Annotated in this window: 11 protein-coding genes; 6 read left to right on the top strand and 5 right to left on the bottom strand. The window is 72.2% G+C overall.

The window, feature by feature from the left end:
• Positions 1–192 precede the first annotated feature (192 nt).
• Complete coding sequence (locus ACFQ6N_RS15465) at positions 193–1779, top strand: glycosyltransferase family 87 protein (protein WP_380649441.1); 1587 nt, start codon at positions 193–195, stop codon at positions 1777–1779.
• Positions 1780–1840: 61 nt separating this feature from the next.
• Here the strand turns inward: ACFQ6N_RS15465 and ACFQ6N_RS15460 are convergent, their stop codons facing one another.
• From ACFQ6N_RS15460 to ACFQ6N_RS15450, 3 genes are all read right to left on the bottom strand, one after another.
• A complete protein-coding gene (locus tag ACFQ6N_RS15460; RefSeq protein WP_380649440.1) occupies positions 1841–2875 on the bottom strand; it encodes an alanine racemase in 1035 nt (344 codons plus the stop codon).
• Between the two features lie 13 nt (positions 2876–2888).
• Positions 2889–4007 carry a lipid II:glycine glycyltransferase FemX gene (locus tag ACFQ6N_RS15455; RefSeq protein ID WP_380649438.1) on the bottom strand — a complete coding sequence of 373 codons (1119 nt, stop codon included), beginning with the start codon at positions 4005–4007 and terminating at the stop codon, positions 2889–2891.
• A gap of 193 nt (positions 4008–4200) precedes the next feature.
• Complete coding sequence (locus ACFQ6N_RS15450; protein WP_380649437.1) at positions 4201–4500, bottom strand: hypothetical protein; 300 nt, start codon at positions 4498–4500, stop codon at positions 4201–4203.
• Between the two features lie 318 nt (positions 4501–4818).
• Between ACFQ6N_RS15450 and rpsF the strand changes: the two genes are divergently transcribed.
• The 4 genes from rpsF (at position 4819) to rplI (ending at position 6603) form a co-directional block, all read left to right on the top strand.
• Positions 4819–5109, top strand: coding sequence for a 30S ribosomal protein S6 (rpsF, locus tag ACFQ6N_RS15445; protein WP_063348486.1), 291 nt, complete (start codon positions 4819–4821; stop codon positions 5107–5109).
• 96 nt (positions 5110–5205) lie between these two features.
• Entirely contained in the window at positions 5206–5823 is a 618-nt protein-coding gene (locus ACFQ6N_RS15440; protein WP_380649435.1) for a single-stranded DNA-binding protein, read from the top strand.
• A gap of 79 nt (positions 5824–5902) precedes the next feature.
• A complete protein-coding gene (rpsR, locus tag ACFQ6N_RS15435) occupies positions 5903–6139 on the top strand; it encodes a 30S ribosomal protein S18 (RefSeq protein ID WP_030059640.1) in 237 nt (78 codons plus the stop codon).
• Between the two features lie 17 nt (positions 6140–6156).
• A complete protein-coding gene (gene rplI, locus ACFQ6N_RS15430; protein WP_380649434.1) occupies positions 6157–6603 on the top strand; it encodes a 50S ribosomal protein L9 in 447 nt (148 codons plus the stop codon).
• A 115-nt stretch (positions 6604–6718) separates the two neighbouring features.
• On the opposite strand, the gene ACFQ6N_RS15425 is transcribed toward rplI, so the two are convergent.
• Positions 6719–8059, bottom strand: coding sequence for an MATE family efflux transporter (locus ACFQ6N_RS15425; protein WP_380649433.1), 1341 nt, complete (start codon positions 8057–8059; stop codon positions 6719–6721).
• Between the two features lie 450 nt (positions 8060–8509).
• Between ACFQ6N_RS15425 and dnaB the strand changes: the two genes are divergently transcribed.
• Positions 8510–10126, top strand: a complete 1617-nt coding sequence (gene dnaB, locus ACFQ6N_RS15420; RefSeq protein ID WP_380649432.1) for a replicative DNA helicase — start codon at positions 8510–8512, stop codon at positions 10124–10126.
• 159 nt (positions 10127–10285) lie between these two features.
• Here the strand turns inward: dnaB and manA are convergent, their stop codons facing one another.
• Positions 10286–11476: a mannose-6-phosphate isomerase, class I gene (gene manA / locus ACFQ6N_RS15415; protein ID WP_380649430.1), complete on the bottom strand. Its 1191-nt coding sequence runs from the start codon at positions 11474–11476 to the stop codon at positions 10286–10288.
• Between the last annotated feature and the right edge of the window lie 54 nt (positions 11477–11530).

Raw genomic sequence — 11530 nt, 5'->3', positions numbered from 1 at the left:
CCCCGGTGCCGCCCGCGGCGCGCGCGGGCAGCCCCGCGCCCCCCGGTCCCCCGGGCCGGGGGGGGGCGGTCCCGGCGGCGGGCCCGCCACCGCCGTTTCGTCATGATTCGCGGACCCGCCCGCCCGGAACCCCCGCAGACCGTTGCGGGGTCATCCTCGTCCCGGCGGAGATGGTGCGGCAGGATGTCCGGCATGACGACGAGCGATCGTGACGAAACCGCCGCCCCGGCCGGGCCCGGAGACGCCGCAGGGCCCACCCCGGCAGCCGTCGTTACGGCCGTGCCGCAGGCCGACACCGTGGTGGTGCCGGCCGACGAGGACCCGGTGGCGGCGGCCGGCAGCGAGGTGATCGGCGGGCCGCCCGGACGTCGGGCGCTGCTCGGCGTCTCCTGGTGGATCCCGGCCCGCTTCCTGGCGCTCGCGGTGATCGTGGTCTCGGTGCTCGGCATGGTGCAGAAGCTGCCCTGCTACGAGCAGGCCTGGTTCCAGCCGGGCTCGCCGCAGTACATCCACGCCTGCTACAGCGACATCCCGCACCTGTTCTCCGGGCGCGGCTTCGCCGCCGGGCTGCACCCGTACGTGGACCGCATCCCGGGCTCCTCGGGAGACCTCCAGTACCTGGAGTACCCGGTGCTGACCGGCCTGTTCATGCAGGTCGCGGCCTGGCTGACGCCCGGCGGGGGCGACCAGCAGAACCAGGAGCAGTGGTTCTGGGCGATCAACGCCGGGCTGCTGATGGCCTGCGCGGTGGTCGCCGTGGTGGCGCTCACCCGCACCCACCGCCGCCGCCCCTGGGACGCGCTGCTGTTCGCGCTCGCGCCCGTCCTGCTGCTCAACGGCACGGTCAACTGGGACCTGCTGGCGGTCGCGCTGGCCGCCGTGGCGATGGCCTGGTGGGCCGGCGCCCGCCCGGGCTGGGCCGGCGTCTTCATCGGCCTGGCCACCGCCGCCAAGCTCTACCCGCTGCTGCTGCTCGGGCCGCTGCTGGTGCTCTGCTGGCGGGCCGGCAAGTGGCGCGAGTTCCGGCTGGCGCTGGGCGGCGCGGTGGGCGCCTGGCTGGTGGTCAACCTGCCGATCATGCTCGCCAACTGGCAGGGCTGGTCGACGTTCTACGTGTTCAGCAAGCACCGCGGCGAGGACTACGGCTCGTTCTGGCTGATCCTGATGCAGGTCCGCGGCGCCGGTCTGGCCGACCTCGACCTCTACATCGGCGTGCTGATGGTGCTGGGCTGCCTGGCCATAGCGTGGCTGGGGTTCTCGGCGCCGCGCCGTCCGCGCTTCGCGCAGCTGGCGTTCCTGGTGGTCGCGCTGTTCGTGCTGGTCAACAAGGTGTACTCGCCGCAGTACGCGCTCTGGCTGCTGCCGCTCGCGGTGCTGGCCCGGCCGCGCTGGCGGGACTTCCTGGTCTGGCAGGCCTGCGAGGTGCTGTACACCCTGGGGATCTGGTCCCACCTGGGCCTCGTCACCGGGCCCAAGCAGCACGGCATCGGCGAGGCCTGGTACCACTTCGCGATCGGGCTGCACCTGATCGGCACGCTCTACCTGGTCGTCCTCGTCGTCCGGGACGTCCTGGAGCCGGACCGCGACCCGGTCCGCTGGGACGGCAGCGACGACCCGTCCGGCGGGGTCCTCGACCACGCCCCGGACGTGACCGTGCTGGGCACCGCCCGGCGGCTGCGCGAGGAGGAGACCTACGCCGCGTACGCGCCGGCCGGCCCCGAGCAGTGGCTGAGCGAGCCTGGACTGTCGGAGCCGGGCCGGGACGTCCTGAAGCCGTGAGGCCGTGAGGCCGTGACCCGTCCGGCGGGCGGGCCGGCCAGCGGGCCGGCCAGGAGAGCGCCTAGCGGTCCACTACGCGGTCGAAGTGCGTGGTGGTGTGGCGGACCTGGAGACCGAGCTCCTCGCCGATCGCGGGGGGCGCGGTCTCGCCGTCCAGGAACAGCAGCGAGACCTGCATGTGCGGCGGCTCGGCGAACCAGAGCTGCTTGCCGGACCAGTGGAACGGCGACTTGGTCTTGTTGACGGTCGCCAGTCCGGCCCGGGCGATGCCCTTGGCGCGCGAGGCCATGCTCTGCACGTACTTGGGCGCCTCCAGGCCGATGCCGTGCGCGGTGCCGCCCGCGACCACCAGGATGTGGCCGTCGGCCGGCGCCGGGTGCTGGCGGTAGCCGTAGCGGTCGCCCTTCTTCACCGGGGTGACGTCCAGGACGGTGGCCCGGACCTCCAGCGCGGCGTGGTCGCCCAGCCAGAGCCGGGTGCCGATCCGGGCGCGGAAGACCGTCTCCGGGTAGCGCTGGGTCAGCTGCTGCATGCCGGCCGCGCCGAGGTGGCTGACGAACACGGTGTGCACCGGGATGCCGGCCGCCCGGGCGGTGTCCACCCAGTAGGCGACCTCCTCGACCGGGCTGGAGCCGTCCGGCCGGTCCATCGGCAGGTGCAGCGCCAGGCCCTCGAAGCTGACGCCGTCCAGTTCGGCGGCGACGGTGTGCAGGTCGGCGGCGCTCACGCCGTGCCGGCGCATGGTGGTCATGCACTCCAGCACCACCCGGGCGCCGTGCAGGGTCCGCAGCGCGGCCACGCTCGCCACCGTCCGGATCACCCGGGCGTGCGGCAGCGGCAGCACCTCCTCGCCGACCCGGTAGGGGGTGAGCACCAGCAGCTCGCCGCCGTACCACTCGGCGGCGTCGGCGGCCTCGTACGCCGTGCCGACGGCGAGCACCCCGGTGCCCAGCAGTGTCGCCTCCTCGGCCAGCCGGTGGTTGCCCAGGCCGTAGCCGTTCCCCTTGGCGACCGGCACCAGGCCGGGGAACTCGGCGAGGACGGAGCGCTGGTGGGCGCGCCAGCGTTCGGTCTCGAGGTAGAGCGACAGCGTCATCGGGTCAGCCTCCTCAGCGGCGGGACATGTAGAGGTCGAGGGCCTTGTGCAGCAGCTTGTTGAGCGGGAAGTCCCACTCGCCGAGGTACTCGGCCGCCTGGCCGCCGGTGCCGACCTTGAACTGGATCAGACCGAACAGGTGGTCGTTCTCGTCCAGGGTGTCACTGATGCCGCGCAGGTCGTACACCCCGCCGCCGAGGGCGTAGGAGTCGCGCATCATCCGCCACTGGATGGCGTTGGACGGCTTGACCTCGCGCTTGTGGTTGGCCGAGGCGCCGTAGGAGTACCAGACGTGCTCGCCGACCACGAGCATCGTGGTCGCGGCCAGCGGCTCGCCCTCGTGGTAGGCGATGTAGAGCCGCATGCGGTTCGGGTCCTCGGCGGTGAGGGCCTTCCACATCCGCTGGAAGTAGGCCAGCGGGCGCGGGGTGAACTTGTCGCGCTCGGCGGTGACCAGGTAGAGCTGGTGGAAGATCGGCAGCTCGTCGTAGCCGCCCTGGAACACCTCGACGCCGCTCTTCTCGGCCTTCTTGATGTTGCGGCGCCACAGCTGGTTGAAGTTCTTGTGGATGTCGTCCAGCGAGCGGTTGGCCAGCGGCACCTGGAAGACGTAGCGGGGCTGGACGTCGCCGAAGCCGGCGCCGCCGTCCTCGCCCTGCAGCCAGCCGGCCTTGCGCAGTCGGTCGGCCACCTCGAAGGCGCGCGCCTCGTACCAGTCGGCCTCGACGTCGCGCAGCCGCTTGGCCTGCTTGGCGGCGATCGCCTCCTTGATGGTGGGCGCGTTCCAGCGGCGGATGACCACCGGCGGGCCCATCTTCACGGAGAACGCGCCCTGCGACTTCAGGTGCGCCAGCATCGGGGAGAGCCAGCGGTCCAGGTCGCGGTCGAACCAGTCGATGACCGGGCCCTCGGGCAGGTAGGCGAGGTAGCGCTTGAGCTTCGGCAGCTGGCGGTAGAGCACCAGGCCGGCTCCGACGAGCTGGTCGGCCTCGTCGAACCAGCCGATCGACTCGGACCGCCACTCGGCCTTCACGTCGCCCCACGACGGCACCTGCATGTGGCTGGCCGAGGCGCGGCTCCTGATGAAGGCGAGGTGCTCCTCGCGGGTGATCGTCCTCAGGCGCAGGCTCATTGCTCGGTGCTCCTCGTCGGTCGGGCTGCGGTGGGCCCCGGGTTCTGGGGCTGACCTTATCGTCCGGGGTCCGGGCCCCCGTCGTGGCGGGCACGACGGCGCCCCCGTCGGGTACCTGTCCTCTGCAGATACGCGACGGGGGCGCCGAGGGTTCCGGAGGGGCCCGTCGGGCCCGTGCCGGGAGGGTGCCGGATCAGCCCCAGAGGCCGCCCCGGGCGATGCCGAGGTAGAAGCCGATCGCGGAGGCGCCGAGCGTGATCATCAGGACGAAGCGCTCGGCGGTGGTGACCGAGACGAACATCCCCCAGAACCCCGTGACGATGCCGGCCAGGCCGGTCCACGAGCTCAGCAGGTGCAGGTTGTGGAAGAACGAGGTGGTGAAGGCGATCACGCCCAGGACGGCGGTCAGTGCCACCAGGGTGTTCTCGCGGGGGTGCGGGTGGCCGTCGGTGTTCAGCGTGAGCGCGGGCATGCGGTGGACGGACTGGGCCATGAGTCCCACCTCCTGGCGTGGAGACGAACGGGCAGGAATCCCGTTCCGTCCAGATTGCGGCGGTTGGGCCGGTCTCACAACCCCTATGCGTTTTGTTCGGCCGTACGGGTGCGGGTAGGCTGTGCCGTCTGCACTGGTGTAGTTGTGCCCCCTTGCGCCCTCTTACGGGCGACGCCCCTTCGAGGGCGGGTGGGGCCCGATTGTCCGACCCGGCCGCTACGGTGGCCGGAGTCGTCACTGCTCCGGTGCCGACGCTACGCACAACCCTCCTGCCACGGAGAGACCGTGGCCGCTGAGTCCAAAGGAGGTGGGTTACCCATGCGTCACTACGAGGTGATGGTCATCCTCGACCCCTCGGTCGAGGAGCGCGCTGTCTCCCCCCTGATCGAGAACTTCCTCACGGTCGTCCGCAACGCGGGCGGCAAGGTGGAGAAGGTCGACACCTGGGGTCGTCGCCGTCTGGCTTACGAGATCAACAAGCAGTCCGAGGGCATCTACTCGGTCATCGACCTGAAGGCCACGCCTGAGGTCGTCAAGGAGCTCGACCGCCAGATGGGCCTGAGCGAGTCGGTTCTGCGGACCAAGGTCCTGCGCCCGGACACCCACTGAGCCACCTCTGAGGCCTTCGGGTCTCGGGTAGCTCGCGACCGTTGTTTCACGTGAAACAGCGGTGAACGGACATCTTCCCGAGAGGTCATCACCACCATGGCAGGCGAGACCGTCATCACCCTCGTCGGCAATCTCGTCGACGACCCCGAGCTGCGCTTCACCCCGTCGGGTGCGGCGGTCGCGAAGTTCCGCATCGCGTCCACCCCCCGCACCTTCGACCGTCAGACGAACGAGTGGAAGGACGGCGAGAGCCTCTTCCTCACGTGCAACGTCTGGCGGCAGCCGGCGGAGAACGTGGCCGAGTCGCTGCAGCGCGGCATGCGCGTCATCGTGCAGGGCCGACTGCGCCAGCGGTCTTACGAGACCAAGGAAGGCGAGAAGCGGACGGTCTTCGAGGTCGAGGTCGACGAGGTCGGCCCGAGCCTGCGCTCGGCGACCGCCAAGGTCACCCGTGCCAACCGGTCCGGTGGCCCGGGCGGCGGCGCCCCCGGCGGCGGCTTCGGCGGCCAGCAGGGCGGCGGCAGCGGCCAGGGCAACTGGGGCGGCGGTGGCGGTCAGCAGGGCGGCAACTGGGGTGGAAACTCCGGTGGCCAGTCCGGCCCCGCCGACGACCCGTGGGCGTCCAGCGCCCCGTCCGGTGGAAACCAGGGCGGCGGCGGCTGGGGTGCCCCGGCCGGTGGTGGTGGCGGCTTCTCGGAAGAGCCCCCGTTCTAAGAGCTGACAGATTTCGTGCGGCCCGGCCGCCGGCGTCCCCGGACGCCCGCCGGGCCGTGAACCCCAAATGGAGCACACAATGGCGAAGCCGCCTGCTCGCAAGCCGAAGAAGAAGGTTTGCGTCTTCTGCAAGGACAAGGTCAACTACGTTGACTACAAGGACACGAACCTGCTGCGGAAGTACATCTCCGACCGCGGAAAGATCCGTGCCCGCCGGGTCACCGGCAACTGCACCCAGCACCAGCGTGACGTCGCCACGGCCGTGAAGAACAGCCGTGAGATGGCGCTGCTGCCCTACACCAGCACCGCGCGCTAAGAGAGGGTGACCGAATAATGAAGATCATCCTCACGCACGAGGTTCCGGGTCTCGGTTCCGCCGGCGAGGTCGTCGAGGTCAAGGACGGCTACGCCCGCAACTACCTGGTTCCGCGTGGCTTCGCCATCCGCTGGACCAAGGGCGGTCAGAAGGACGTCGACGCCATCCGTCGCGCCCGCAAGATCCACGAGATCCAGACCCTCGAGGCCGCCAACGAGGTCAAGGGCAAGCTGGAGGGCGTCCAGGTCAAGCTGGCCGTTCGCTCGGGTGACGCCGGCCGTCTGTTCGGCTCGGTGACCCAGGCCGACGTCGTCGAGGCCATCAAGGCCGCCGGCGGCCCGTCGGTCGACAAGCGCGCCGTCGCGATCGCCTCGCCGATCAAGACCGTGGGCACCCACAAGGTCTCGGTCAAGCTGCACTCCGACGTCCAGGCCAACCTGGACATCGCGGTCGTCGCTGCCTGAGTTCCGTAGCAGTGGCCTGAGGGCCGGGCTCCTCCCGTCGGGGGGAGCCCGGCCCTCGGTCGTTCCCGGCGCCGGGAGGGGCCGCACCCCGCGGGGCCCTGCCGGAAGGTCCCGGCTAGCCGCGCACGGCCCCGGTGACCAGCCACTTGCCGCCCCGGGCGCGCCAGGCCAGGAAGCCGGCCCGGACCAGCATGAACAGGTTCATCGCCCACCAGAGCCCGGCCAGTCCGGCACCGGTGGCCGGGACCGCGAAGGCCGCCGGGGCGAACAGCGCCAGGGTCCCCAGCGCGGCCCAGGCCAGGTACGGCCCGTCCCCGGCGCCCATCAGCACCCCGTCCAGCACGAAGACCAGGCCGGCCACCGGCTGGCTCAGCGCGAGCAGCAGCAGGGCGGTGTCCAGCTGCGCCTGCACGGCCGGGTCGGGCGTGAACAGCGGGACGTAGAGCGGACGGGCGGCCACCACCAGCACGCCGAGCAGCACCCCGGAGCCGATGCCCCACTCGACCATCCGGCGGGTGGCAGCCCTGGCGCCCGGGACGTCGGAGGCGCCGAGGTAGCGGCCGATGATGGCCTGGCCGGCGATCGCGATGGCGTCCAGCGCGAAGGCCAGGAAGCTGAACAGCGTCATGGTGATCTGGTGCGCGGCCACCTGGTCGTCGCCCAGCCGGGCGGCCACCGCGGTCGCGATGATCAGCACCGCGCGCAGGCTGATCGTCCGGACCAGCAGCGGGCCGCCGGCCTTCGCACTGGCCCGGATGCCGGTCGCGTCCGGCCGCAGCGAGGCCCGCTCCCGGCGGGCGCCGCGGACCACCACGACCAGGTAGACGGCGGCCATCCCGGTCTGCGCGAGCACGGTGCCCCAGGCCGAGCCGGCCACCCCGAGCCCGGCGCCGTACACCAGGCCGACGTTCAGGCCGATGTTGGCGGCGAAGCCCGCGACGGCCACCAGCAGCGGGGTGCGGGTGTCCTGGAGGCCGCGCAGCACACCGGTGGCGGCGAGCACCATGAGCATCGCCGGGATGCCCAGGGCGCTGATCCGCAGGTAGGTCACCGCGTAGGGCGCGGCGGTCTCCGAGGCGCCCAGTACGTCGGCCACCCAGGGGGCCGCCAGGAGGGTCAGCAGGACCACCGGGACGGCCAGGCCGAGGGCGAGCCAGACGCCGTCGATGCCCTGCTGCACGGCTCCCCGGCGGTCCCCGGCACCGATCCGGCGGGCGACCGCCGCGGTGGTGGCGTAGGCGAGGAAGACGAACACGCCGGTCGCGGTGGTGAGGGCGGCGGAGGCGACGCCGACGCCGGCCAGCTGGGGGGTGCCGAGGTGGCCGACGATCGCCGAGTCGGCCATCAGGAAGAGCGGTTCGGCGACCAGTGCGCCGAAGGCCGGGACGGCCAGGGCGAGGATCTCCCGGTCGTGCCGGCGGCGGGCCGGGGCGGGAGTCGGGGGCGAGGCGGTCATGGGCTCCAGGCTACTCATCCACAGGTAATGGATGTAACTGCTTTATGCCTATTACTCGAAATCTTGAGCGGCGCGGTTCGTCCGCTCCGCGCCCACAGCCGTTCGGAGGTGTGTGAAGAATTTCTCATGCACAGGCCCCGGAAGAGGTAGTCCCAGGTCAGCAGGTTGACGGTGGATCGATCGTCAGGTTATCCACAGGGACATCCACAGGGGTGTCCACAGCTTTGCGGCAGTTCTCCACAGGACCGGGGCGTTCATCCACACCCCCTGTGGATAACCGCCTTGGCGCAAGGGCTCCCGGCGCCTTAGCGTGGGCCGTCCGCCCGACACTCCCACCGCCCCGGCGTCCGATTTGTCGGGGCCGTGGCGTACAAAGAGGAGCGGATCCGCTCCACCAGCCACCGGCAAGGCCCGCTCCAACTCGCACCACTCGCTGATCGGGGAACACGCGTGACCGGCCCCCAGTACGACGACCACGACGCCCCGCCGCCGGAGGAGGACTGGCAGCCCGCCGAGGACCCCTTCCCGGCCGGTGCCTTCGACGACGCGCCCTTCCCGGACGGCCCCGGCGACCGGCTCCCGGTCGCCCGGAGCCGCGACGGCCAGGGCGGCGGCCGCGACGGCTTCCAGAAGGGCGGCGGCAAGGGCGGCAAGGGCGGTCGTGACGGCTTCCAGAAGGGCGGCGGCCAGTCGGAGGGCGGCCGGCAGCGCCGCGACGACGGCGACGGCGGCGGCGGTGAGGGCTTCGAGCGGGTCCCCCCGCAGGACCTGGCCGCCGAGCAGTCCGTCCTCGGCGGCATGCTGCTCTCCAAGGACGCCATCGCCGACGTGGTCGAGGTGCTCAAGCCGGCCGACTACTACCGGCCCGCGCACGAGATGGTCCACGGCGCGATCCTCGACCTGTACGCCCGGGGCGAGCCGGCCGACCCGATCACCGTGGCCGGCGAGCTGACCAAGCGCGGCGAACTGCAGCGGGTCGGCGGCGCCTCCTACCTGCACACCCTGGTCAACTCCGTCCCCACCGCGGCCAACGCCGAGTACTACGCCCAGATCGTCCACGAGCGCGCCGTGCTGCGCCGCCTGGTCGAGGCGGGCACCCGGATCGCCGGCATGGGGTACGCGGCCGAGGGCGACGTGGACGAGATCGTCAACGCCGCCCAGGCGGAGATCTACGCCGTCACCGAGCAGCGCACCAACGAGGACTACGCGCCGCTCGCCGACATCATGGAGGGCGCCCTCGACGAGATCGAGGCGATCGGCTCCCGCAACGGCCAGATGTCCGGCGTCCCGACCGGCTTCGCCGACTTCGACGCGCTCACCAACGGGCTGCACCCCGGCCAGATGATCGTCATCGCGGCCCGCCCCGCGATGGGCAAGTCCACCCTGGCGCTGGACTTCGCCCGGGCCTGCTCGATCCAGAACAAGCTGCCCAGCGTGATCTTCTCGCTCGAAATGGGCCGCAACGAGATCGCCATGCGCCTGCTCTCCGCCGAGGCCCGGGTCGCGCTGCACCACATGCGCTCCGGGAACATGACGGACGACGACTGGACCCGGGTCGCCCGCCGGATGCCCGACGTCAGCGAGGCGCCGCTGTTCATCGACGACTCCCCGAACCTGTCGATGATGGAGATCCGGGCCAAGTGCCGCCGGCTCAAGCAGCGCAACGACATCAAGCTGGTCGTCATCGACTACCTCCAGCTGATGCAGTCCGGCGGCTCCCGCCGGGCCGAGAACCGCCAGCAGGAGGTCTCGGACATGTCCCGTAACCTCAAGCTGCTGGCCAAGGAGCTGGAAGTCCCGGTCATCGCGCTCTCCCAGCTGAACCGTGGCCCCGAGCAGCGCACCGACAAGCGGCCGATGGTCTCCGACCTGCGAGAGTCCGGCTCCATCGAGCAGGACGCCGACATGGTCATCCTGCTGCACCGCGAGGACGCCTACGAGAAGGAGTCCCCGCGGGCGGGCGAGGCCGACCTGATCGTCGCCAAGCACCGTAACGGCCCGACCGCGACGATCACGGTGGCCTTCCAGGGCCACTACTCGCGCTTCGTCGACATGACCCGGGACTGAACCCGGGCGGGGCCGGGGCCGGTCCGGGAGCGGGCGGGTCCGGTCGGAACCGGTGCGGGCAGTGCCGCGGCCGGGCCGGGCGCCGGGGCGTCGGCCACAGTGCAGCCCCGGCCCCGGGCCGGGGCGACCGGATGACCGGCCGGCCGGACCGGTGGAGCGTCAGACGGTGACGGTGGCGCGGAAGAGCGTGGTGGCGGTGCCGTCGAGCCGGGTGGGGGTGCCGGTGGCGGGCAGGAAGGCGGACTGGCCGCGGGCGAGGTCCAGGACGGTGCCGTCGGCGGCGGTGAGCCGGGCGGTGCCCGCCGTGCAGAGCAGGATCTGCGGGGTGCGGCCGTCGACCGTGCGCCCGGCGCCGTCCAGCGTGAAGCGGGAGAGCCGGAACTCGTCGATCGGGACGGGGTAGAGCTCCTCGCCCGGGGTGCCGTCGACCCGGACGGGGGCCAGCACCCCGGGGGCGCCGGCCTCGAAGACCACGACGGCCAGCAGCTCCGGCACGTCGATGTGCTTCGGGGTGAGGCCGGCCCGCAGCACGTTGTCGGAGTTGGCCTGGAGCTCGACGCAGGCGCCGGCCAGGTAGGCGTGCGGCACCCCGGCGCCCAGGTAGAGCGCCTCGCCGGCCCGCAGCCGGAAGTGGTTGAGCAGCAGGCCGGCGATCACGCCCCGGTCGTCCGGGAAGTCCTTGGCGATCCGGGCGTACGGGGCGTACTCCCCGTCCGGCTCGGTGCGGGCCAGGGCCTCGACCGTCTCCCGGACGGCCCGCCCGGCGCTCTCCGCGTCCATGGTGAGGATCGCGGCCAGGGTGGCGCGCAGTGCCTCGGACTCGTCCCCGACGGCCAGCAGCCCGATCAGCGGGTCGAGCCCGGGGACGGAGAGCCCGGCCATCAGGCGGGCCGCCTCGGCGGGCCGGCGGAAGCCGCACAGGCCCTCGAACTCGCCCAGCGCGCAGACCATTTCGGGCTTGTGGTTGGCGTCGCGGTAGCTGCGCTCGGGGGCGTCCGGCGGGATGCCGAGGGCGTTCTCGGCGGCGAAGCCGGCGCGGGCCTGGGCGAGCGTGGGGTGGGCCTGGATCGACAGCGGGATGCCCGCGGTGAGGACCTTGAAGAGGAACGGCAGGGTGGGGCCGAACCTGGCCACGCTCGCGGCGCCCAGCTCGCGCTCGGGGTCGGCCGCGATCAGCTCGTCCAGTCGGCGCGGGCCGTCCCCGCGGTCGGCCCGGGACGGGGCGCCGGGGTGGGCGCCCATCCACAGCTCGGCCTGCGGTTCGCCGGTGGGCTGCTGCCCCAGCAGCTCCGGCAGGGCCGTGAGCGACCCCCAGGCGTAGGGGCGGACGGTGTTGACGAGCCTGTCCATGCGCGCGGTCCTCATCCTTCGCTGTCTGGCGGGTGTGTGCCGGATCGCCGGGGG

The organism is Kitasatospora sp. NPDC056446 (assembly GCF_042796115.1).
Lineage (GTDB): Bacteria > Actinomycetota > Actinomycetes > Streptomycetales > Streptomycetaceae > Kitasatospora.
This window is presented reverse-complemented; position numbering and strand designations above follow the sequence as displayed.